The sequence below is a fragment of the Rhizobium sp. 22-785-1 genome, assembly GCF_053521965.1.
Genome location: NZ_JBNWDI010000016.1, coordinates 1 through 22,041, shown reverse-complemented (window position 1 = coordinate 22,041; position 22,041 = coordinate 1). Strand labels below are relative to the sequence as shown.

Sequence of the window (22,041 nt, the reverse complement as noted above, 5' to 3'; positions counted from 1 at the left end):
CAGCGTCATCGCCAGCGGCACGATCATCCAGATCAGAAGCAGGAAAACCGAGGGCGCCATCATCACACGCGCCAGGCTCCTGGTGTTTTGCGTTGCCATGCATCTACTCCAGTGGTGCTGCCGGCGCTCCTTGCTGGAAGCCGCCGATTGATGGAGGTTGCTATCAGCCGTCAGCGTTAAGCACGGCCTGCTGTCGTTGCGCGATCATAGACAGCCAGTACCGCATCGACCGCCTTGATGAGGATGTCCTCCGCAGACGACGTGGAAAGCGACGTATATTCTGGAAGAAACTGACGCAGAAGGGGCTCGGGAATGACCCGGCCATCCAGCGCCGCCACGAGGTTCTGTACCGCAGACAAGGCTTCCGGCCTGTTCCAGTAGTAGCGAATTCTATCACTGTAGCTGTAGTGCCTCTGAATCCTGAGAGCCATGTCGTCGCCATGATAGTGGCCCTTCCAGTCGTCCGGAAAGTCCACCATAAGCTTCTCCATCACGGATGCCAGAGGGCGCGTCCCGTAGCCGGGAACGATCTCCGAGGCAATCATATCGAGGGCGTAGACCGCTTCGCGAAATTCGAATGTCACTCCAGGGCCTACCTTCAGGATCGCGAAGCCATCGCGGACCAGTGACGTCAGCGCATATTCAGGCTGATAATCGGTCGAATGAGCCTCGAAAACGAGCCCATCATGGTCGTCGAGCACCTTCGCAAGTTCGACAGCCTTCGGTGGGTCGTAGACAATCACATTTTCACTGCCGAACTCCACGCCGGGCTGCACGACGAATGCGATGACACGGTCGAATGCGTCGGCAAGACCGGCCTTCTCGAAGATCTCTCGATGAATCTCGATCGTTGTGCGAGCGGCTTGCGGCGACGTCGGCTCCACGCTGTCCAGAACGTGATCCGCGCCTCCCGGAACCGGCACCTCCGTGCCAAGAATGTAGACAGGTGGCGCTATCCCCGCCTTCAGCGCTGCGGCTTCCGCCGTCCTGCATATGTCGGCTGCACGATTGGCGATCATCATATCGTCCAGTGCAGCGGGCTCACCTGCGCAGCCCATGGACGTATCTATGTGGATCTTCGTGAAGCCCGCCGCGACGTAGGCCTCGACCATGATGCGAGCCTTTTGAAGTGCGTCTTCTGCGGGCTCCTTCTTCCAAGGATTGGGACCAAGATGGTCTCCACCGAAGATGATCAGATTTTGATCAAGCCCCTCTTCATTGGCGATGCCCAACACCAAGCCGACAAAATCGGATGGTGTAAGTCCCGTATAGCCGCCGAGATGGTTCACCTGATTGCAAGTCGCCTCGATCAATACATGGCGCCCTGTCATTTTCGCACGTCGGATCGCCGCGCGAAGGACGACAGGATGCGCGGTACAGACAGACGTTATGCCGACGGGATTGCCGGCGACACGTGCAGCCGCGAGCTCCTGAAGAATTCCGCTCATGTCAATTCTCCGTCCTATTGTTTCTGATGAAATCGTCGAGCTGATCGAAGGTGGAAGCACCCTCCATCGGACCGCGCACAGTCACGGTCCGGGCACCGGCGGCGTTGGCATATTGCAGGGACTCAGCGATCGAGCGACCCAGACGCCGGCAAGAAAGATACGCCGCTCCGAAGCAGTCGCCTGCGCCGGTAGGATCCACCTCCTCAACAACGAATGCCGGGCTGTCGATGCGACCGGCACGATGAAAACAGGAAGACCCTTGCGCACCGCGCTTGAGGACAATCTCTGAAATACCGCGCGATAACAGCGCGGCTACAGCACCTGCCTCGTCGTCGACACCTGAAGCAATGAAAAGCTCTTCTCCCGAAGGCAAGAGAAGGTCGGTTACGGCCAGAATCTCCTCAAGCTGCCTTCTTGCGTCGTCTCCCGACGCCAGCAGTTCCTTTCGGATGTTGGGATCGAACGAGACCGATCCCCCGCGAGCCTTCACCAGCGTGATGGCTCTCATGATGATCTCTGCTATGCCGGGGATGGAAAACGCCGAACCCATCACATGGACATGACCCGCCCTGCCGATCAACTGCTCGGCAGCCGAATTCAAGCCGATCTGCCCGGCAGCGGATCTGGCAATATTGAATACGAAATCACGTTGCCCATCCGCCCTGTAGCGAACGAATGCACTTCCCGTCGGATAGTCGGACAGTATCTGTATCGCGGACACGTCGGCACCGTCGCGCTTGAGACGATCGACATTCAGATGACCGAAATCGTCCCGCCCCACTGCCGAAATGATACCCGCGCCACATCCCATTCGCGCGACCTGATCAATGAAGATGGCCGGGGCGCCACTCGCAAACGGACCTACGAGGGAAAGAGGCTCGGCAAATCCTTCACCGATGGATGTCGCCATGATTTCCACGAGGATTTCACCCGCAGTGATGGTCGGCCCCATTGATTCCGGAGCGATTGCCTGTGCGATTTCCATGGCTCCTCCCACTTGTCGCTATGCGAATATTTTGCATGTCATTGCCGCAACCACTAGGGCGCCAACCCTGATGTGTCAACATATAATTTACGCGTGTAAATTTATAAATTGTTTCGCGTTGCACAAAAAATGATTGATTTATCTATCGATATCAATGCGGAGCAATGCAATATTGCTGCAAAATTAGGTTAAAATACGATTGTCACGCTGAAATATTGCTCAGCCACCCCGAATCCCCTGTTGACTTGGCAATCACTTGCGCAGATAAAAAGTTTACGCATGTAATGTATGCGCAAACACTCGTCTTGGAGGAGATTTTCATGGGTGTGAAGTCCAGCATTCTTTTATCGTCCGTCGCCGGCCTCGGCCTTCTCGCAGGCATCGCGCATGCTGAAGAAATCACTGTCGCGACCGTCAACAACGGCGACATGATCATCATGCAAAAGCTATCCAAATCCTGGGAGCAGCAGACAGGAAACAAGATCAACTGGGTCGTGCTCGAAGAGAACGTTCTGCGCGAACGCGTCACAACCGACATTGCGACGGGCAGCGGCCAGTTCGACATCATGACGATCGGGGGCTACGAAGCGCCGATCTGGGGCAAGTCCGGATGGCTTTCGGCCGTAGACGATCTCGGCGACGACTATGACTACGCGGATCTTCTCGACCCGATCAAGAAGGGTCTGACAGTCAATGGAAAGCTCTACGCAGTGCCTTTCTACACTGAGAGCTCGTTCACCCTCTACCGAAAGGATCTCTTCGACGCCGCTGGGCTAAAGATGCCCGAGCAGCCCACCTATGATCAGATCAAGGAGTACGCTGCAAAACTCACGGACAAGTCCAAGGGTATTTACGGCATCTGCTTGCGCGGCAAGCCGGGCTGGGGTGAGAACATGGCGTTTCTTGGAACGATGGTGAACACCTATGGTGGCCGTTGGTTCGATATGGACTGGAAGCCACAGCTCACGAGCGAGCCATGGAAGAAGGCCGTGACGGATTATGTGGACCTGATGACGAAGTACGGTCCTTCCGGAGCGACAGCGAACGGTTTCAACGAAAACCAGACTCTCTTCGCATCGGGCAAGTGCGCCATGTGGATCGACGCCACGTCGGCTGCTGGCCGCGTCTACGACCCGAAGCAGAGCCAGGTTGCTGACAAGGTGGCATTCACACGCTCTCCCGTCGCCGTAACTCCGGCAGGATCGAGCTGGTCGTGGTCCTGGAACCTCGCAATTCCTGCCACGACCAAAAAGGGCGACACGGCGCGGTCATTCGTGAAATGGGCAACGTCAAAGGACTACGTAAAGATGGTCGGCGAGTCCGAGGGCTGGGTTGCAGTTCCTCCGGGCACGCGCAAGTCCACCTATGCTCTTGCTGAATATCAGAAAGCCGCTCCTTTTGCCGAAACGGTGTTGAAGGCGATTATGTCTGCAGATCCATCAAAGCCGACCAAGGATCCTGTTCCGTACACAGGCGTGCAGTTCGTCGCCATCCCCGAGTTCCAGGCCATCGGTACGTTCGTGGGACAGCAGATCAGCGCGGCTCTCGCAGGTCAGCAGACCGTCGACGCCTCACTTGAGGCTGCACAGGCCCAGGTCACCCGTGACATGACCCGCGCTGGATACATCAAGTAGTCGAGCGCCCGCCAGAAATGGCGAGCCCTCCCTGGGGCCCGGTGTTCGCTTCACCGGGCTCCACCCTATCGCCGTTACTGCAACTGGATGACGCGCGCCGTCGGGCGAGCTTATCGGAGAAAACAAATGAGACTTAAAGACAAGGTCGCCTTCATCACGGGTGGGGCAAGAGGCATCGGACTCGGATTTGCAGAAGCGTTCGTCGCCGAAGGTGCGAAAGTCGTGATCGCGGATATCAACATCGACCGTGCCACGCAGGCTGCCGCTCAGATCGGCCCGTCCGCAAAGGCTGTGAAACTGGACGTGACGGACGTCGCAGATATCGACCGCGTAGTCAAACAGGTCGATGCCGAATTCGGCGGCATCGATATCTTGGTCAACAACGCCGCGATCTTCGATATGGGCCCCATCAACGAGATCTCCGAGGAAAGCTACCAGAAGGTCATGGACGTGAACCTCAAAGGGCCGCTCTTCGTCATGCGTGCTGTATCCAACGTCATGATCGACCGCAAAAAGGGCGGTAAGATCATCAACATGGCCAGCCAGGCAGGACGTCGGGGAGAAGCGCTCGTGACTCTCTACTGCGCATCCAAGGCGGCCATCATCTCCGCTACCCAGTCGGCTGCACTCGCTCTGGTCAAGCATGGCATCAACGTGAACGCGATCGCTCCAGGCGTCGTCGATGGCGAACACTGGGATGTCGTCGACGCCAAATTTGCGCAGTGGGAGGGCTTAAAGCCCGGAGAAAAGAAGGCTCAGGTCGCTAAATCCGTTCCGATCGGCCGCTTCGCAACACCTGACGACATCAAGGGGCTGGCAGTCTTCCTTGCTTCCGCAGACAGCGACTATATTCTTGCTCAGACGTACAACGTCGATGGCGGGAACTGGATGAGCTGACAAGGAGCGCCGCCATGAAGGCCATCCAATTTATCGGCAAGGGTCAGCCTGTGCTGGCCGACATATCCCAGCCGTCGGAAGTGCCGGCGGGTCATGTCCTCATCCAGATTCGCGCCTCGGGCCTTTGCCATACGGATATAGATGTCCTCCATGGCCGGTATGGGACAGGTGCCTTCCCGGTCGTTCCGGGGCATGAGTTTGCTGGCGAGATCAAATCGATCGCCAACGACGTCACGAACGTCAAGGTGGGCGATCGTGTCGTTGTCGACCCGAACCTTGCCTGCGGCAGCTGTGCCGCATGCAGAAAGGGCCTGACCAATCTGTGCGTCGACCTCAAAGCGTATGGCGTGACGCAGAACGGCGGTTTCGGTGAATTCTGCGCCGTGCGCTGCGATCAGGTCCACCCGATAGGAAACCTGTCCTTCGATGTTGCAGCGCTCGCAGAACCTCTCGCCTGCGCGTTGAATGGCATCGGTGCGGCAGGCTTCGGCCCTGGAGAGACACCGCCTTCCGAGGCGATCATTTTCGGCGCCGGACCAATCGGTCTTCTTCTTGCCCTGTCTCTGAAGTCACGGGGCGCGTCAAACGTAACCCTGGCTGATCTAAACGACAGCAGGCTTGAGTTCGCCGAAGGCCTCGGATTGAAAGTCGTCAAATCGGACGCCACGCTTTTCGCGTCACGTCGTCGCGACTTCGACTGCGTCGCCGATGCAACGGGGGTTCCGTCAGTTGTGCAGGATATGATCCAGCTTGTCGCGGACGGTGGCACCGCGCTTCTATTTGGAGTATGTCCCCCGGAAGCGACTGTAGCGATTCATCCTTTCGAAGTGTTCCGGCGCCAACTCAAGATCGTCGGCTCCCACTCCCTGAACAGGAACATTCCCGAGGCGATCGCGATGCTGGAGACCGATGACGGCTCGATGGCAAAACTGGTCAGCCACCGCCTCCCTTTGGAGGAGATGCTCCAGTTTTTCCTTGCCAAGCCATCCGATCCCGCGACGATGAAGATACAGTTCGTTTCGGACTGAGATTCGCATGACGCTATTGCTGGTTTGTGCGGAGGCCTGTTGGTTTCCGCACCCAGCGGAGGCCATGAGCTGTAACGGAGATTGTGTTGCCAAAACCGATTAAGACTATGGAGGACTTCTCCGAGTTCGTCGGGCTCTCACGTCCGACAGTCTCGAAATATTTCAACGATCCGTCCTCCGTCAGAAAGAAGACACGCGACACGATCGAGCTGGCTCTGCGCAAGTCAGGCTTCAAGCCTAACATGTTTGCAGTGAACCTGAACCGCCGGCGAAGCAACATCATCGGCATCATTATACCCAACGCCCTCGACCCTTTTTACATGGCGCTCACCAGACGGATCGAGGTTATTGCCGCCGAAGCGGGCTTCCTCGCATTCGTGCTTTCGTCGGATGGCAGAGCCGAGATGGAAGACGACGCCGTCAGTACACTCCAGTCATTGAATGTAGCCGGCGCTATCATCGCACCGATAGGATCCGCCCCGCGGAATTCCCCGCTGACCAAGCTCGGCCAAAGCATTCCCCTCGTATATGTCGACTCGCCAGCCGATCAGGACGCTGCCTTCGTTGGAAGTGACAACCGCCAGAGCTTCGGGCTCATCGTCGATTATCTCTGCCGCTCAGGCGAACCGCCGTGTTTTCTAGGCATGCCGCAAGTCAACAGAAATGCAGACGCCAGGCGGGAAATTTATGTTGCAGCGATGGAGGGCGCCGGACATCGAGCCGAGGTTCTCAACATATCCGAAACCACGACCTGGGATTTCGAGCGCTTCGGCTTCGATGAGGCCACGCGGCTGTTCGACAGGCTGGATCTACTTCCCACCCGCACAATCGTCTGCGCGAATGACCGTCTCGCATTCGGCGTTATCGCAGCGGCTTGGAAAAAGGGTATCAAAGTTGGCCATGGTTCAGCCTTCGACCTCAGGGTCGCTGGCCACGATGATCACCCCCTATCCCAGTATGCCTGCCCTCCGATTACTACCGTCGCGCAAAACTACAATGAGATCGGCAGGTTGGCGATCAGCCTGCTCCTACGCAAGCTTGGCGAGGCAGACGCTGCGGACGATCCGTTGATCAGCCGTGATCAAATCCTGTTGAAATCCGAATTGATTCTGAGAGCATCCGCCTGAGCTCAGCAACGCTGCCGATCATTTGTGTCGTGCACTGGGCAATGTTCAGAAGGCGTTTTCCGGTGAGCTCACCGGCTAACTTCCTGCCCTTATTGTGCTTTGTCGAAATCAACCCAGTGACCGCCATTGGCGCGTCAGATTCCAGAAAAGGAAGAAGCTTGTCAACATGCACCACTACTTCGCCAGCTTGAACCAACCGCGCGATAGAGGCTATGTTACGAGAGCTCGGAACTGTAAATGACCGCTTGACGCCAGCCGATCAACGGCCATCTCCTCAAGTGGCATATGGCGTTCACCCCGCACCGTACCACCGGCATTGCCGACCAGTTCGCGGGCCAAGCTGTTCATCTCCCAATCCCAGACATAGTTGGCGCCAACAAGGTAGGGATGGGCACCTTAGAGCGGGATCAGTTATTAAAATAACGGAATTAGGTGCTGGTTGGGGCAGCCGCCGGTGTAGATTGTATTTTCATTAGCCTCGAAACTTTCGTAGGGGCACATATACTATAATAGACCATCGTGTTTTTCCACGAGTGGCAGTGCTCCCTTGCGGGCTACGGATATGATGGTACCGATAATCTGGCGACAGCCCTGCTCCAGGATCAGGTGACGTGCGCGAGATAAAAACCATTTACTTCCAATACTTTATATACCTCTTCGCCACAATGATCTGGAGGTCGTAAATCTTGATCGATTTGGACCGTTCAATCCGCCAACAGACGATTACAGATCGCGTGCGTCTGGTCTTGTCAGACATAGTCGGGGTCAGGCGGGTTCCCTACTGCTGGTCAGGTAGCGTACAAAGCACGGGGCGTTTTTAGCAGAAGCGGTGCTTCGACTTGAAATCCAGCGCTGCTCTCCCATTTCTCTGTTGCCGCGTTTACCGGCGTTGGAGATCACTATGGCAGCACAAGCTTGGAATTCTGGTCATTTTAGTGCGAACACCTCGCGCGACACGGATGTCCTGGAACAGCGTCTGCGTAAACTGCGCATGCTATCCAGCATATCGCGACTCATGGATACGGCGGTCGGAATTCCGGGCACGCGGCTGCGGTTCGGCGCCGACTCGGTGCTGGGTCTTGTTCCGATCCTCGGTGACGGCGCCGGCGCGCTTGTCGGGCTCTACATCGTCAATGAAGCGCGTCGTCTTGGTCTTCCACGGGAAAAAATTTCGAAGATGATCGGCAACGTGGCGATGGACTCGGTCGTCGGCAGCGTACCGCTCTTAGGCGATCTTTTCGACGTCTATTTCAAATCTCATCGCCGAAACGTTCAGATCATTCTCGATCATTTCGGTGTGCTGCCGGAAGAGCTGCAGCGCAAGCGCTGATCCATAGAACAGGCGCGAACAGCCTGCTCTGCTATTCTGAGGCTCGTAGGCCGAAGTCTGCGACGGTCACCTGCTACACCTTCCGAAACGTGCTCGGATGAAGCAAAGTTGAACTGAAAGCGTAAGCAATGTCCTTCGATCTTGAGCGCTTCGTGAATGCGCAGCAGGGCACTTATGACAGAGCGCTGAACGAATTAATCGCCGGCAGGAAGCAGTCGCATTGGATGTGGTTTATCTTCCCGCAGATCCGCGGTCTTGGCCGCTCGGAAACGGCGCGCTTCTATGCCATTTCAGGCCGCCCGGAGGCAGAGGCGTATTTGGCGCATCCGGTTCTCGGCTCGCGGCTGGAAGATTGCACCCGCGCGATGCTGAGCCACCCGGACTTGAGCGCCAATGACATTCTCGGATCTCCGGATGACCTTAAATTTCACTCCAGCATGACGCTGTTTTCCGAAATTGCTGGCCAGAGGCCGCTCTTCCGGGGCGCTCTTGAACTCTTTTACAGAGGCGCTCAGGACAGGCAGACCCTGGGCATTCTGTCGTGAAAGTCCTTTCATTTGCCTGCACGCAAAAAGATGCGTAGCTGTCGTCAAGCGACCCCGTGGACGGAGTGACTGTCAGCGACGACACATCACTTTCGCTTCACGATCCGCCGAAGCATGGAGCCCCTTCTCGATTTCCGCGGAATAAGCTCGATATCGCTGACAAGTTTTGCGCCGCCTTCACGACGCTCAAGTGTAATCTTTCGGCTATGGAATGCTTCCAGCTCGGCACGATGCGCCACGCTGATGATCGTTGCGTCGGGCAGCTCGTCGATCACCGTCTGCATCATCTTGTCCTGGCTTTTTTCGTCCAGCGCTGCCGTCGCCTCATCCATGATGATGATATCGGGGGCGTTGAGCAGCAAGCGAGCAAAGGTAAGGCGCTGTTTCTCACCCCCGGACAATGTCTGGTCCCAGGGCGCCTCGTCCTCAATCTTGTCCTTGAGTTGGCCTAGACCGACTTTTTCGAGAGCGGCACCTATCTCTTCCGCCGTCCAGCTTTCCGCCGGTTGCGGATAAGAGACGGCACGGCGTAGCGTGCCGGCTGGAATATATGGCCGCTGCGGAAGCATGAACAATTGACTGCCGGAGCGGAAATTGACGCTACCGCCGCCCCATGGCCAAAGACCGGAGATCGCACGGACCAACGTGCTCTTCCCGGAGCCGGACTCGCCCGACACCAGGACCCTTTCACCAGCGCCGATCTCCACATCCGTCTCTTTGACGACTGCGGTTCCATCGCCGAGCGACACGAACACATCCTTGAGGCCAAGCATGGTATCGCCTTCCGTCTCGCCGCGCACGATACGGCCAACAGTCTCGCTTTTTTCAGCCCGCTCCAGGCCATCGAGGGACATCATCAACGACGCCACGCGCCGTGCGCAGGCGTTCCAGTCCGCAAGCCGCGGATAATTATCGACCAGCCAGCCGAAAGCGGACTGAACGATGGTGAACGCCGACGCCGCCTGCATCACCTCGCCGAGCGACATGCTGCCATCGAGGAATTTCGGCGCGCAGAGCAGCAATGGCACGACGGGTGCAATCAGCATCGAACCATTGGAAACGACTGTGGTGCGCATATATTGCTGCGCCATAAGCCGCCACTGCCGCCGGACATTTCCAAATCTCTTGTCTAGGTCGTTGCGCTCCTCCTCTTCCCCACCAAGCAGAGCGATACTTTCGCCATTCTCTCTGACGCGCGTCAGTGTGTAGCGATATTCCGCCTCCACCTGGTTCTTCACCTCGGACACCTTGACGAAGTTTCGCGCAATAAAAGCGATGGCGGTGGAGGTAATTGCCGCGTAAATAATGGCAGCTATGACCAGGAAGCCAGGAATGGTGACCCAAATACCGCCGATCGACAGCGTCAGCGCACCGCCAATCGTCCAAAGCACAACGATAAAGGTGGAGGCGGAGACGAAAGCAGCGATAACGCCGGAGACGAAGTCAACCGGTGCCTCTGTGGCGATGCGCATGTCTTCCGAAAGCCTCGCTTCAGGATTCTTATGATCGCCATCGATCAGGTTGAGCTGGTAGTAACGACCGTTTGCGATCCATCTGCCGACTAATACCTTGGTCAGCCACGAGCGCCAGCGCCGCTGAATGCGCATCCTGACGTAGACCTGCGCGGTGACGATGAAAACACTGCCCAGAACCAGAAACGGGAATATCGACGCGAGCGAATAGACCGTCGAAGCGTCTCGTTTTTCGATCGCGTCAAATATTCCGCGGTTCCAGACGTTGACCCCATACTGGATCGCGACATTGATGCCGATCATCGTCAACAGGCCGAGCGTGAAAACCCATGCCAGCTTGTCGCCACGACGGCTCCAGAAGCCTCGTGCGCTAATCCAGAACCGTTTCAGCAGATACCTTCGGCGAGCTTCCTCAGCCTCCTCTGGTGTCAAGCCAGCGGCAGGTTCCGCTTCCTCCGGGGGAAGCTCCTCAGCATTGCCTTCATTGTCTTGGGAGGATGCGGCTTCAGCGCCTACTTCGTCGTCACTAGCAGCCGATTTTGGTTTTACTTCATCATTTTTCATGCGCGCTGAACGACCCACGGCAGGAAAGGTTTCACGTTATCGTGAAGACGGGTCAAATATTCTTCCGCGTTCGGCCACGCCGCTATCGGCACGATGCTTCCGTTCGGAGGATTTTGAATACAACCGCAACACCGGCGACTGCCTTGGGATCAGCAAGCTGACCTCCCCTGGCGGCACCGGACGTCGCCAAAGCTAATATGGATGACCCATGTTTATGCTCTGATCCGCTCCGGGCTCGACATCAATTCCTGCTGTCTGGCCACCGCCAGCATCCACTTGTGGAAACGCTGTCCGTTGGGCTTTTCCAACGCAGTTCTGTCCCAGGCGAGAAAATAGCTTTCCGATAATTTCAACCGAATATCGAAAGGAACGACGAGCGTCCCAGCGGTGATTTCTTCCTGGATCATCGAAAGCTGTGCAAGAACGAAGCCCCTGCCGTTGACCGCGGCATCTATAGCGCTGCTCGACAACGTGAAGGAAAGTCCTGAGAATATCTGCTGATGATCAGCCTTGATCAGCTTCGCCCAATCCCGCCATTGCGGCGAGGCCTTGTAATCCGACTCCCATTCGACATTGAGAAGCGGGAAAGTCAAAACCTCTGCGGGACATTGCGGTTTCCGCGCAGAGATTAGGGCGGGGGAACAGGCGGGCACGACCCAATCGGTGAACAGGTGCGCCACATGCTCGTGAACATAAGAGCGGCGACCATAAGTGATGCGAAAATCAACCTCCTCAGCCCCGAGACGAGGCTCCTGATCCTGACCGAAGATACGCACATGCGCGTCGGGACAGAGTTCCTGCCAGTCGAAAATCTTTCGGCCTATCCACCGGCTGGCGACGGATGACAGCGCGCTGACGACGATCCCGCCTTCGTTGCTGGCACGCTTCAACACGGTCGTCGCCAAAGAGAGCTGCTGGAAGCCCTTTGAGACTTCGCGGTAGTAAAGTCGTCCCCAGGACGACAGCTCGACGCGACGTCCACGCCGTTCCAGAAGAGTGAGGCCAAGAGAGTGCTCCAGATTGCTCACGAGCTGGCTGATTGCGCCGGGCGACACACCCAGATCCTCGGCGGCGGCGGTGATCGAGCCGCAACGACCAATCGCATCAAAAGCCTGCAACGCGCGCAGTGACAGGTTCTTCACAGCGGCTCCTCTATCCATTTCTCTTTTTAGATTTTCTAAAATAGAAACCAGCCGCTTGCAACTTGTTGAGGCCCGAAAAACGGCAAACACTCAGCCTAACAAAACGCAAGGAGAGCGAGATGTTTCTCAAGAACACCTGGTATGTCGCAGCCTGGGACCAGGAGGTCGGCAGAGAGCTGAAGCCCGTTACCATTCTCGGCGAAAACGTAGTTCTTTACCGCAAACAGGATGGCCAGGCTGCCGCGCTGGAAGATGCCTGTCCCCACAGAAAGCTGCCGCTTTCGATGGGGCGCATCAAGGGCGACGATGTCGAATGCGGCTATCACGGCCTCACATTCGACTGTTCGGGAGCCTGTACCCGCGTTCCGGGTGCAGAGCGAATTCCCCATGTCGCCAAGGTTCGCTCCTATCCGGTTCACGAGCGCTACGGCCTCCTATGGATCTGGATGGGAGATGCCGAAAAAGCCGATCCGGACGAGATTTTTGCCGTCGAGCATTTCGGCGATCCCGCTTGGGGCATCAATCGCGGCGAGTCCATGACGCTGAACTGCAACTATCTTTACATGACGGACAATCTGCTCGATCCATCCCACGTCGCCTGGGTCCATCAGTCGTCCTTCGCGAGCTCGGCCTGTGAGGAAACCCCGCTTGAGACCACCGTCAAGGATGATGGTGTAACTGTCTGGCGCTGGATGATCGATAGCGAGCCAGCGCCATTCTATGCGCCTTTCCTTCAGTTCGAAGGCAATACCGACCGTAAGCAGCATTACGAGGTGCGCTATCCGAGCAACGCGATCATCAAAGCGATCTTCGCACCTGCTTTCACCGGCGGCGAGGGCAAGACGCTGCCCGATAACACCTTCCTGATGGACAGCTACAATTTCATGACGCCTGTCGATGAGAACCGGACGAAATATTACTGGTTCCAGATGCGAAACTTCGCGCCCGACGACCCGGCCGTGTCTGCAAGCTTCGCCAAATCCGTTCGTGGCGCCTTCGAGGAAGACCGGGTCGTTCTGGAGGCGGTTCACCACGGCATGGCCAACAAGCAGACGCCGAACCTCGACCTCAAGATCGATGTCGGTCCCTTACGTTTCCGCCGCAAGCTGGCGCAATTGATTGCCGCGGAAGCAGAGAGCCAGCCGGTCAGCCAGGCAGCGGAATAAGGATTGTCCTGAATGCAACAGGCCGCATCCTCACGCTTCCAGCCCTTCGAGGTAATCGCCAAGACGCGTGAAAGCGAAACGATTACCTCTTTCACCTTGGCACCCCTCAATAAAGACCACTGGCGGCCCTTCGAGGCTGGCCAGTTCCTCTCCATCCGCATTCCCGATGGTGCTGGCGGGCATGTATTGAGGAACTATACGGTTTCCTCATCGCCAAAACAAAGCGGCACGTATCGGATTACGGTAAAGCGTGAGGCTGCACTGTCTGAGAATATGCCACAGGGCTTGAGTTCCTGCTGGCTACATGACGAGATTGAACCCGGCGCGGTGCTGGAGATCGACACGCCGCGCGGGGCCTTCAAGCTGGACATGCAAAGCACTAGGCCTGTCCTGCTGCTGTCCGGCGGTGTGGGCCTGACACCGACCGTATCCATGCTTCACGTTTTGGCCCATGAGACAGCACAACGGGTGTGGTTCATTCATGCGTGTGACAGCATGGAAGTCCATGCCCTGCGCAACGAGGTGGAAGAACTGGCAGCGGTCCGTAGCGGCATCACAGTGCATTTCTGTCACCGTTTCGCTGATGAGAACGATCTTGCAGCCGGCCGCTGTCATTCGACTGGATTTCTCACACGCGAGGTGCTGCAAAAACTTCTGCCGCTTGATGACTACGACATTTACATGTGCGGGCCTCCACCTTTCATGAAGGCCTTGTACGCGATCTTGATCGGGCTCGGCGTGCGCAAGGAACGGATCGCCTATGAGTTCTTCGGTCCGGCTAGTCTGCTGTCCGATAAAGAGGCGCAACCGGCCGCTACCGATGCGCAAAAGACAGGGGCAGCGACCGTGGCAACGGACCCGAGACGAAACAAGGATGACATCCGGATCGTACTTCAGAAGTCGGGACGGGAGCTGGCTTGGACAGCGTCAAGCGTTTCTCTCCTGGACTGCCTCGAAGCGAACGGAATCGAGCCCGAATTTTCCTGCCGCGCCGGCATTTGCGGCACCTGCGAACAGGCGCTTGTTGCCGGAGAGGTCGATTATTTCGAAGAGCCGCTCGACGAAGTGCCCCAAGGGCGCGTGCTGCTGTGCTGCACGAAGCCGAAATCGTCAATCGTCCTCGATCTTTGACCGAGCGACTGAACGGACCGCAATACTTGAGGAATGCCGAGATGGATATGCCACGAACAGAGATAAGGCTCAATCCGCATGTAGCGGCGCTACCGCCCTACAACGCCGGAATGAACATCGCCGTCGCGAGGAAAATCAGTGGTCGTGACGATATCGCGGCGCTTGCCAGCAACGAAAATCCGGATGGCTGTTCTCCAAAAGTGCTGGCAGCACTCGCAAACCTGAACCCGTCGCGTTACTGCGATCCTGCCTGCACCGCATTGCGAGGCGCGCTCAGCGCGAAACTAGGCGTTGCGGCAGAGCGGATCGTCATCGGCAACGGCTCGGAGGAGATGATCGCAGCCATCTGTCGCGCGGTACTCTGTCCCGGCGTGATGGTTGCCACAGTCTCGCCTGGCTTCGGCCTGCACGAGATCGAAGCGCTGGCGAATGGTGCAACGGTCGACAAGGTCGCGATGCGCGTCGATCTCGACTTCGACGTGCCGGGGATCATTGCGGCCCTTACCAAGTCTCCGGCGATCTTTTTTCTTTCCTCGCCATCCAACCCTGTCGGCCCTGCCCTCGATGCAGTGAGCCTCGACCGGATTCTTGCAGCAGTGCCGTCGGAAACACTTCTTGTTCTTGACGAAGCCTATTTCGAATATGTCAGTGGCGACGTGCCGGATGGACTGGCAGTCCTGTCCAGGTCAACGTTGAATTATGTGGTGTTGCGCACCTTCTCCAAGGCTTATGGCCTTGCAGGGCTGCGGGTCGGCTATGCCGTGTTCTCCGACGAGCGTCTTGCGCGAGCCGTAACCTCGTCGAAGACACCATTCAACGTCAACACAGCAGCACAGATCGCGGCGCTTGCCGCACTTGAAGACGAGGCCTGGATGAAGGCATCCGTGGCGTCCATTGCAGCCGAGCGTGCACGGGTCGCCGATGCGGTATCTGCATTGAGGCTACGAGCCGCGAGATCGGAAACGAACTTTCTCTTCATCGATGTTGGCCTCGACAACCAGAAAGTCTTCGACCACCTGCTCTCGCACGGCATCATCGTCAAGCCATGGAAGGAGAAAGGCTACGAGACCTTCATCCGCATGACGGTCGGGAAAAGGACGGAAAACGATCGGTTCATAGCCGCACTACAAACGCTTGCCGGGCAATAAGACCGAGAGCGTTCAATCTAACAAAAAAGCAGGCAATGACCTGCGGGAACCAACTGCGTGCGAAAGCGCGCCACGATGAGAAAAACCGGGAGCTTTGTCGCATGGCATCTTCACCGCAGTCTGGCCTTTTTGCCGGAGATTTTTCGGCCTTGCGCGCGCGTTTTATCGCAGCGGCCCGCACCGCCGGCGCCAGTCTCACGGAGTACCTCCATCCCTTGCACGGACCATCGGGCGAGCAGCTTTCGACTGATGTCGCCTATCTTGGACGGCAGGATGCAAAAAAACTCATGGTGTCGATCTCCGGTACCCATGGCGTCGAAGGCCCCTTTGGTTCTGCCTGCCAAACCGCATGGTTTTCGCAGAACTCTCCGTGGCGTCTACCGGACGATACAGCTGTACTCGCCATTCATCTCATCAACCCATGGGGTACCGCCTGGTCACGGCGAGTCAACGAAGACAATGTCGACCTCAACCGCAATTTCATCGACTGGCAGAAAGCGCCGCCGAGGAACGAACGTTATGGTGACATTCATCCGCTTCTGATCTGTCCTTCATGGGACGGTCCCGTGCGCGACGAGATGGATGCGGCTTACGATGCGATCAGTGTAAAAGCTGGTGGTTACAAAGGCCTCGCACCCATCATAGAAGCTGGCCAATACGCTTTTCCGGACGGCCTGTTCTATGGCGGCGACGGCCCGGTCTGGTCCAACCGGACACTGAGGGACATACTGGCGATATTCGCGCAGCAAGCGACGGACGTTATCGTTTTCGATCTCCACACTGGCGCCGGGCCATATGGCTATCCAGCATTTCTGTCGGTTGCCGAAAGCGACCATCCAGGGCTGGGGTGGGGAGTGGAGATATTCGGACCCGCCCTTTCGGTCGTGAGGACGGGAAAAGACGCCGAAACCGGAACAGGAATTGCCGCCACGGCAACCGGTTATGTGTCGAGCGCCGTTCGACACGCCCTGCCAGCAGCGCGCGTTTTACCTCTCGTCATCGAATGCGGCACCCTCGACGGCGAAACAGTATCGAAAGCCGTCAAGGCCGACAATTGGTTGCATCTTTACGGCAAGGTCGACTCGCCGCTCGGTGAGGCCATCAAGCGAGATATTCGTTCTGCCTTCATTCCCGATGACGCAGATTGGCGCAATGTCTGTCTCTCCGCGTCGCTGCGCCATTTCGACCGGGCTTTCGCTCAGCTGAAGGCGCTTGGAGGCGCCGGTGTCGAAAAGATCGTTCCAGCCGCCGCATCGGTCACGGTTCTCGCAAATCCGCATCACGAAAAATCAAAAACCACGGATCGACCTGCCGTCGAGGTTTGCGGCATCCACAAGCGTTTCGGGCCTCTGAGCGTATTGAACGGCGTCGATGTGTCGGCCAAACGCGGTGAAGTGGTATCGATGATCGGCTCCTCTGGCTCAGGCAAAAGCACCTTTCTGCGCTGCATCAACCTGTTAGAGCAGCCGGATGAAGGTCAGATCGTTATTGATGGCGAAGAACTGCGCATGAAGCGCAGCGCCAACGGACGTACGATCCCAGCCGATCTCAAGCAGGTCGAGCGGATGCGCTCGCGCGTGGGAATGGTGTTTCAGAACTTCAATCTCTGGCCGCATATGACGGTGCTGGAAAACATCATCGAAGCGCCGATTCAGGTATTGAAGCAACACAAGTCCGAGGCCCGAGATCATGCACACGCGCTTCTCAAGAAGGTCGGCCTTTCAGACAAGCACGCCCATTATCCGGGTCAGCTCTCCGGCGGACAGCAGCAGCGCGCCGCCATTGCTCGCACCCTCGCCATGCGCCCGAAACTCATTCTTCTCGACGAGCCGACATCAGCGCTCGACCCCGAGTTGGTTGGCGAGGTTCTGCGGGTCATTCGGCAACTGGCCGAAGAAGGAAACACGATGATCCTCGTGACGCACGAAATGCAGTTCGCGCGCGAGGTGTCACACAAGATTCTCTTCCTCCATCAAGGAAAAGTGGAGGAAGAGGGTGCCCCGGCAGACATGTTCAATGCACCGAGATCGGAACGGCTACGCCAGTTCCTCTCCCGCACGCGATGACGCTCTGCCGGAACAAAAAACGTTCGATGACACACTCAAAAAAAGGGGAATATCGACATGAATTTTAAAGCTCTGTCACTCGTTCTGCTCCTTGCTGGCGCAGGCACGGTTCAAGCCGCCGAGGGCCAGCTCTCGATTGGTACCGAGGGTGCCTATCCACCGTGGAGCATGGCGGACGCATCCGGAAACGTGACCGGCTACGACGCCGACGTCGGTAATCTGCTCTGCCAAAAGCTTGCGATGAAGTGCAAATTCGTCGTTCAGGCGTTTGATGGCTTGATCCCGGCACTGAAAGCCAAGCGTTTCGACGTCATCATTTCCGGTATGTCGATCACTCAGGATCGCAAAAAAGAGATCGATTTCTCGGTCGGCTACGCGGAACTCGCCAACATGTTCGTTGTGCCCAAGAGTTCGGAACTGGCAGGCCTCAAGGATATCGATGCGTTGCTGAAGGGCCTCGACGGCAAGTCCATCGGCGTGCAGACCGGCACGACGCATGCCCATTTCGTCGAGAAGCGCATCCCGTCCGCCAATCTGAAGACCTATGATACGCTGGAAAACATGCAGATCGATCTCGCCAGCGGTCGCATCGATGCGGCCTTTGCCGATGCATCGGCCTTGCAGGACTTTCTTTCCAAGCCGGATGGCAAGGACTTCCAGTTTGTCGACGTTAAAGTTCAGAGCAAGTTCGACTCCACCCTGGGTGAAGGTATCGGTGTTGGGATTTCGAAAGACAATTCCGAACTGAAGGCGAAAGTCGACAAGGCTCTTTGCGAACTCGTCGCCGACGGCTCGATTGGGAAGTCCAGCCAGAAGTGGTTCAAGATGGACATTTCGCGTCCCTGCAACTGACATGGCCGCCCCGTTCGCAAGGACGTGCGGGGCGCGCTTCTATCACGAACAGTAACCGCAGTGATCTCGACGGCAGAAAAAGGCCAGAGAGATCTAAGCGTCGGACCGAGCCAATTGCCGAGGGGCATCGAATGGAACACAGCCTGATACTTGTCTGGGAGGGTGGATGGATCGGCGCGATCCTGCGCGGTACCGCGATCACCATCGCCGTCGGTCTCGCCAGCATCATACTCGGAGCGCTCATCGGCACCCTGCTCGGTCTTATCAAGTGGGCGAAGATCTTTCCACTCACCGTCATCGTCACGGCCTACATGTCCTTAATCCGTGGAGTGCCCGAGTTGTTGATCATCTATCTGCTGTTCTTCTCATCGGTAGAGTTCGTCACCAGGGTCGCTACCGCCTTCGGCTACGCCGCACTCGCCGATAGTGGCTATGCGTTCATCATCGCCGTCGTCGCCGTCAGTGCGATTTCAGGCGCCTATTCTACGGAAGTCATCCGTGGCGCATTGGCATCCATACCGACAGGACATATCGAGGCTGCTAAAGCGCTCGGAATCTCGCGATACAGAATTTTCCGGCGGATCATTTTTCCGCAGATGCTGCGCATCGCACTCCCTGGAATGAACAATGTCTGGCAGGCGACGATAAAGGATACCGCGCTTGTCTCAGTCGTCGGCCTGCAGGAACTGATGCGCACAGCAAGCGTGGGCGCGGGCAGCACCCGCAACCCGCTCATCTTCTTTCTGATAGCTGCCGTCGTCTACTTCGTTATCACGATCATCAGTCAGGCTGGCTTTGATCGTGTGGAGCGCACCGTCAGGCTGAGATCGAGGAGCTGACACCATGGATATGGATTTCCTCTCGACCTCGATACCCGTTCTTCTCCAAGGACTCTCCAAAACCTTGATTTTGACGATCCTGTCCGTCGTTATCGGTTTTCATATCGGGCTTGGACTGGCGGTCATGCGGATGTCCGAGCGACGCCGGGTTGCCAACATCGCCAAATACTACAGCATGATCTTCAGAGGCACGCCGCTCCTCGTGCAGCTCTTCTTGTTCTATTACGGTTTGGCGCAAATCCCGTTCATCAAGGGCAATGCTGTGACGTGGTGGATCATCAGCGACGGAACGCGCTGCGCCATCATGGCGATCGCGCTGAACACGGCAGCCTACACGTCAGAAATTCTACGCGGCGGTTTGCTGTCGATCCCCACGGGTCTCAAGGAAGCGGCAAAGGCCTCAGGCATGTCGCGTTTCACCGCTTTCCGCAGGATAGAATTCCCTCTGGCCATTCGTCAGGCATTGCCAGCCTATGGCAACGAGTTGATCCTTGTCGTGAAGGGCACAAGCCTCGCCTCCACAATCACGGTTCTGGAGATTACAGGCTACGCCAAGCGGCTCATGAGCCAAACTTTCGCGATCTTCGAGGTCTTCACTCTGGCCGGCATCATCTATCTCATCATCAATCTGGTGCTGGTTGTGATGATCCGGCTGCTCGAAGGACACTTGATGCGCCACGAGCCGCGTTAAAAAGCGTCGCCCTCGCCCATCAAGCCCGCACTTCATCCGAAGGAAAACATAATGTCTAGCCTGACATCCGGCTTTAAGGCCGAGATCGCAATGCTCGTCGGATCCGATCATGTGAAAGAAAACGATGCCGTGTCGGCAATCGACTATGGCGTGCTGGCTGAAAATCTCGACGCCGGCATAGTCGTTCTGCCGGGAACCACGGAGGAACTGGCAGCCGTCGTCCGATGCTGCCATGCCCACCGAGTAGCCATCGTCACCCATGGTGGGCGGACGGGGCTGGTCGGCGGTGGTATTTCGCGCGCTGGCGAGATCGTCGTGTCCACCGCCCGTCTCAACCGGATTACGTTCTTATCGCCCATTGAGAACGTCGCCATCGTCGAAGCTGGCGTTACTCTACAGTCGCTTCAAGAGGCCGCCGCAGACTATGGGCTCGAACCCGGCATCGATCTGCCATCACGAGGCTCGGCAACGATCGGCGGCATGGCATCCACAAACGCGGGCGGAATTGCTGCTTTTCGATATGGCGTCATGCGCCATCGCATTTTGGGGCTGGAAGCTGTTCTTCCCGATGGAACCATCTATTCGGATTTGACTCGAGTGGTCAAAAACACAGCGGGGTACGCGCTTTCGCATCTCTTCATTGGCGGCGAAGGGACGCTTGGCATCATCACCAAGATCGCAGTGAAGCTCGAACCCGTACCGGCCTCAACTGCAACCGTCCTGTTCGGGCTTTCCTCGACGCAAGCTGCCTTGAATGCAATGCAGCGCGGGTTAAAGGCGCGGCGTGGACATCTGCGTGCTGCTGAAGCCATGTGGTCTCGCTACTTCCATCTGACGTCGACCCATCACAACTGGTCTGCAACCGACTACAGAAATGACCATCCCATCAATCTCCTATTCTGCTTGGGCGGAAATGACGATGCGGACGTCCAAGCTGAGGTGGAACGCATATATGAAGACGTTGCTGAAGACGATGAAAACGTCTCCGCCATCATCGCTTCGTCCAAAGCGCAAGAGAAGTCGATCTGGGCTTTGCGGGAAGATACGGACCTGATCTACCGCATTTATCCCGGAGCGCCCTCCTACGACGTTTCCGTTCCGCTGTCGGAGGTAGAGGGCTATCTCGAGCAGCGTATGGCGAAACTGAGAGAGCTAGATCCTCAGCTAGACCCTTACATTTTTGGTCATCTTGCTGATGGCAACCTGCATATCGTTTTAAACGCCGCGCGTGACGCAATCGACACCGACAAGGCCATCGCGATAGAAGACATCCTCTACTGCGGCCTTGACGAATTAGGTGGGTCTTTCTCCGCCGAACACGGTATTGGCAGCAAAAGAGCTCAGACTTTGATCAGACATGCGTATCCTGAAAAAGTCATGTTGATGAAACAGGTTAAAGCCTGTCTCGACGCAAGAGCACTCCTCAATCCAGGGAAGGTCCTGACGCAATAGCACAGACCCGACGCGATTGCCGGATTGTCGTTCGGAGGGCTTAAGGCATCAGTCCAATGCAGAAGAGGCCGAGATGCTCGTCGACAGGTTCCTCTTCCCGAGCGCAACAGTGGTATCACCCTCTGAAGCGACTGACGCCGATCATTCTCAATCTGATCCATACGGCCATGATCGACCCAACACCTGATTGTTATCCTGCATCCCAGCAGGTCCGCAGCAGCCCCGCGGTGGGGATAGTTAGCAGGATTCGATCGAGGCGCCGCAGCTTTAGTTTTTGCTGCCGCATATCGGGTCAACGATGTCGCTCGGTACTTCTACCGATGCGAGCGCCGCGGAGGCATGCGTGAAGGAATGCCCTGCCCCTAAAACACAAAAAACCCGCGGTTTTTGTTCCACGGGGTTTTTATGATGATTTTGATTTCGGGTATTTGGTTGCGGGGGCAGGATTTGAACCTGCGGCCTTCAGGTTATGAGCCTGACGAGCTACCGGGCTGCTCCACCCCGCGTTGATTTTGAGCGATGTC

18 protein-coding genes, 1 tRNA gene and 2 pseudogenes are annotated in these 22,041 nt (G+C 56.9%); 14 read left to right on the top strand and 7 right to left on the bottom strand.

What is annotated here, in order from left to right; genetic code table 11:
* From ACQZ5M_RS20905 to ACQZ5M_RS20895, 3 genes and pseudogenes are all read right to left on the bottom strand, one after another.
* Positions 1–99: pseudogene (locus ACQZ5M_RS20905) on the bottom strand (sugar ABC transporter permease); the annotation flags it as partial.
* A 77-nt stretch (positions 100–176) separates the two neighbouring features.
* Positions 177–1,448, bottom strand: a complete 1,272-nt coding sequence (locus tag ACQZ5M_RS20900) for a D-tagatose-bisphosphate aldolase, class II, non-catalytic subunit (RefSeq protein WP_449080783.1) — start codon at positions 1,446–1,448, stop codon at positions 177–179.
* A gap of 1 nt (position 1,449) precedes the next feature.
* Entirely contained in the window at positions 1,450–2,433 is a 984-nt protein-coding gene (locus ACQZ5M_RS20895) for a tagatose kinase (protein WP_449080782.1), read from the bottom strand.
* A gap of 320 nt (positions 2,434–2,753) precedes the next feature.
* Here ACQZ5M_RS20895 and ACQZ5M_RS20890 point away from each other — a divergent pair, with 320 nt between their 5' ends.
* The 4 genes from ACQZ5M_RS20890 (at position 2,754) to ACQZ5M_RS20875 (ending at position 7,119) form a co-directional block, all read left to right on the top strand.
* The gene (locus tag ACQZ5M_RS20890; RefSeq protein ID WP_449080781.1) at positions 2,754–4,067 is read left to right on the top strand and encodes an ABC transporter substrate-binding protein; all 1,314 of its coding nucleotides are present in this window, start codon (positions 2,754–2,756) and stop codon (positions 4,065–4,067) included.
* A gap of 126 nt (positions 4,068–4,193) precedes the next feature.
* Positions 4,194–4,964, top strand: a complete 771-nt coding sequence (locus tag ACQZ5M_RS20885) for an L-iditol 2-dehydrogenase (protein WP_296021141.1) — start codon at positions 4,194–4,196, stop codon at positions 4,962–4,964.
* Between the two features lie 14 nt (positions 4,965–4,978).
* Entirely contained in the window at positions 4,979–5,992 is a 1,014-nt protein-coding gene (locus ACQZ5M_RS20880; RefSeq protein WP_449080780.1) for a zinc-dependent alcohol dehydrogenase family protein, read from the top strand.
* 107 nt (positions 5,993–6,099) lie between these two features.
* Positions 6,100–7,119, top strand: a complete 1,020-nt coding sequence (locus tag ACQZ5M_RS20875; protein ID WP_449080784.1) for a LacI family DNA-binding transcriptional regulator — start codon at positions 6,100–6,102, stop codon at positions 7,117–7,119.
* Between the two features lie 210 nt (positions 7,120–7,329).
* Here ACQZ5M_RS20875 and ACQZ5M_RS20870 read toward each other — a convergent pair.
* Positions 7,330–7,761: pseudogene (locus ACQZ5M_RS20870) on the bottom strand (transporter substrate-binding protein).
* A 259-nt stretch (positions 7,762–8,020) separates the two neighbouring features.
* Between ACQZ5M_RS20870 and ACQZ5M_RS20865 the strand changes: the two are divergent.
* Positions 8,021–8,449 (top strand): DUF4112 domain-containing protein, encoded by a 429-nt coding sequence (locus ACQZ5M_RS20865; protein WP_449080779.1) that lies wholly within the window; start codon positions 8,021–8,023, stop codon positions 8,447–8,449.
* Positions 8,450–8,577: 128 nt separating this feature from the next.
* Positions 8,578–8,994, top strand: a complete 417-nt coding sequence (locus tag ACQZ5M_RS20860) for a DUF1810 domain-containing protein (RefSeq protein WP_449080778.1) — start codon at positions 8,578–8,580, stop codon at positions 8,992–8,994.
* An 86-nt stretch (positions 8,995–9,080) separates the two neighbouring features.
* On the opposite strand, the gene ACQZ5M_RS20855 is transcribed toward ACQZ5M_RS20860, so the two are convergent.
* Positions 9,081–11,030 (bottom strand): ABC transporter ATP-binding protein/permease, encoded by a 1,950-nt coding sequence (locus tag ACQZ5M_RS20855; protein WP_296038743.1) that lies wholly within the window; start codon positions 11,028–11,030, stop codon positions 9,081–9,083.
* Positions 11,031–11,242: 212 nt separating this feature from the next.
* Positions 11,243–12,190 carry a LysR family transcriptional regulator gene (locus tag ACQZ5M_RS20850; protein WP_449080777.1) on the bottom strand — a complete coding sequence of 316 codons (948 nt, stop codon included), beginning with the start codon at positions 12,188–12,190 and terminating at the stop codon, positions 11,243–11,245.
* Positions 12,191–12,291: 101 nt separating this feature from the next.
* Between ACQZ5M_RS20850 and ACQZ5M_RS20845 the strand changes: the two genes are divergently transcribed.
* The 8 genes from ACQZ5M_RS20845 to ACQZ5M_RS20810 all read left to right on the top strand — a co-directional run bounded on the left by ACQZ5M_RS20845 (position 12,292) and on the right by ACQZ5M_RS20810 (position 21,517).
* On the top strand, positions 12,292–13,338 hold the full coding sequence (locus tag ACQZ5M_RS20845; RefSeq protein WP_449080776.1) for an aromatic ring-hydroxylating dioxygenase subunit alpha: 1,047 nt from the start codon (positions 12,292–12,294) through the stop codon (positions 13,336–13,338).
* Between the two features lie 12 nt (positions 13,339–13,350).
* Complete coding sequence (locus ACQZ5M_RS20840) at positions 13,351–14,469, top strand: FAD-binding oxidoreductase (RefSeq protein WP_449080775.1); 1,119 nt, start codon at positions 13,351–13,353, stop codon at positions 14,467–14,469.
* 41 nt (positions 14,470–14,510) lie between these two features.
* Positions 14,511–15,617: a histidinol-phosphate transaminase gene (hisC, locus tag ACQZ5M_RS20835; protein ID WP_449080774.1), complete on the top strand. Its 1,107-nt coding sequence runs from the start codon at positions 14,511–14,513 to the stop codon at positions 15,615–15,617.
* A gap of 101 nt (positions 15,618–15,718) precedes the next feature.
* Positions 15,719–17,683, top strand: a complete 1,965-nt coding sequence (locus ACQZ5M_RS20830) for a DUF2817 domain-containing protein (RefSeq protein WP_449080773.1) — start codon at positions 15,719–15,721, stop codon at positions 17,681–17,683.
* Positions 17,684–17,740: 57 nt separating this feature from the next.
* Positions 17,741–18,535: a transporter substrate-binding domain-containing protein gene (locus tag ACQZ5M_RS20825; protein ID WP_449080772.1), complete on the top strand. Its 795-nt coding sequence runs from the start codon at positions 17,741–17,743 to the stop codon at positions 18,533–18,535.
* A 131-nt stretch (positions 18,536–18,666) separates the two neighbouring features.
* The gene (locus ACQZ5M_RS20820; protein WP_449080771.1) at positions 18,667–19,374 is read left to right on the top strand and encodes an ABC transporter permease; all 708 of its coding nucleotides are present in this window, start codon (positions 18,667–18,669) and stop codon (positions 19,372–19,374) included.
* A gap of 4 nt (positions 19,375–19,378) precedes the next feature.
* The gene (locus tag ACQZ5M_RS20815) at positions 19,379–20,065 is read left to right on the top strand and encodes an ABC transporter permease (RefSeq protein ID WP_449080770.1); all 687 of its coding nucleotides are present in this window, start codon (positions 19,379–19,381) and stop codon (positions 20,063–20,065) included.
* A gap of 51 nt (positions 20,066–20,116) precedes the next feature.
* A complete protein-coding gene (locus ACQZ5M_RS20810) occupies positions 20,117–21,517 on the top strand; it encodes an FAD-binding oxidoreductase (protein ID WP_449080769.1) in 1,401 nt (466 codons plus the stop codon).
* Between the two features lie 429 nt (positions 21,518–21,946).
* Here the strand turns inward: ACQZ5M_RS20810 and ACQZ5M_RS20805 are convergent.
* Positions 21,947–22,023, bottom strand: a tRNA-Met gene (locus tag ACQZ5M_RS20805).
* Between the last annotated feature and the right edge of the window lie 18 nt (positions 22,024–22,041).

What these genes read in the sequence shown, in the direction of transcription:
- ACQZ5M_RS20900 (WP_449080783.1), bottom strand. Translation starts at nt 1,448, where the DNA reads ATGAGCGGAATTCTTCAGGAGCTCGCGGCTGCACGTGTCGCCGGCAAT.
- ACQZ5M_RS20895 (WP_449080782.1), bottom strand. Translation starts at nt 2,433, where the DNA reads ATGGAAATCGCACAGGCAATCGCTCCGGAATCAATGGGGCCGACCATC.
- ACQZ5M_RS20890 (WP_449080781.1), top strand. Translation starts at nt 2,754, where the DNA reads ATGGGTGTGAAGTCCAGCATTCTTTTATCGTCCGTCGCCGGCCTCGGC.
- ACQZ5M_RS20885 (WP_296021141.1), top strand. Translation starts at nt 4,194, where the DNA reads ATGAGACTTAAAGACAAGGTCGCCTTCATCACGGGTGGGGCAAGAGGC.
- ACQZ5M_RS20880 (WP_449080780.1), top strand. Translation starts at nt 4,979, where the DNA reads ATGAAGGCCATCCAATTTATCGGCAAGGGTCAGCCTGTGCTGGCCGAC.
- ACQZ5M_RS20875 (WP_449080784.1), top strand. Translation starts at nt 6,100, where the DNA reads ATGGAGGACTTCTCCGAGTTCGTCGGGCTCTCACGTCCGACAGTCTCG.
- ACQZ5M_RS20865 (WP_449080779.1), top strand. Translation starts at nt 8,021, where the DNA reads ATGGCAGCACAAGCTTGGAATTCTGGTCATTTTAGTGCGAACACCTCG.
- ACQZ5M_RS20860 (WP_449080778.1), top strand. Translation starts at nt 8,578, where the DNA reads ATGTCCTTCGATCTTGAGCGCTTCGTGAATGCGCAGCAGGGCACTTAT.
- ACQZ5M_RS20855 (WP_296038743.1), bottom strand. Translation starts at nt 11,030, where the DNA reads ATGAAAAATGATGAAGTAAAACCAAAATCGGCTGCTAGTGACGACGAA.
- ACQZ5M_RS20850 (WP_449080777.1), bottom strand. Translation starts at nt 12,190, where the DNA reads ATGGATAGAGGAGCCGCTGTGAAGAACCTGTCACTGCGCGCGTTGCAG.
- ACQZ5M_RS20845 (WP_449080776.1), top strand. Translation starts at nt 12,292, where the DNA reads ATGTTTCTCAAGAACACCTGGTATGTCGCAGCCTGGGACCAGGAGGTC.
- ACQZ5M_RS20840 (WP_449080775.1), top strand. Translation starts at nt 13,351, where the DNA reads ATGCAACAGGCCGCATCCTCACGCTTCCAGCCCTTCGAGGTAATCGCC.
- hisC (WP_449080774.1), top strand. Translation starts at nt 14,511, where the DNA reads ATGGATATGCCACGAACAGAGATAAGGCTCAATCCGCATGTAGCGGCG.
- ACQZ5M_RS20830 (WP_449080773.1), top strand. Translation starts at nt 15,719, where the DNA reads ATGGCATCTTCACCGCAGTCTGGCCTTTTTGCCGGAGATTTTTCGGCC.
- ACQZ5M_RS20825 (WP_449080772.1), top strand. Translation starts at nt 17,741, where the DNA reads ATGAATTTTAAAGCTCTGTCACTCGTTCTGCTCCTTGCTGGCGCAGGC.
- ACQZ5M_RS20820 (WP_449080771.1), top strand. Translation starts at nt 18,667, where the DNA reads ATGGAACACAGCCTGATACTTGTCTGGGAGGGTGGATGGATCGGCGCG.
- ACQZ5M_RS20815 (WP_449080770.1), top strand. Translation starts at nt 19,379, where the DNA reads ATGGATATGGATTTCCTCTCGACCTCGATACCCGTTCTTCTCCAAGGA.
- ACQZ5M_RS20810 (WP_449080769.1), top strand. Translation starts at nt 20,117, where the DNA reads ATGTCTAGCCTGACATCCGGCTTTAAGGCCGAGATCGCAATGCTCGTC.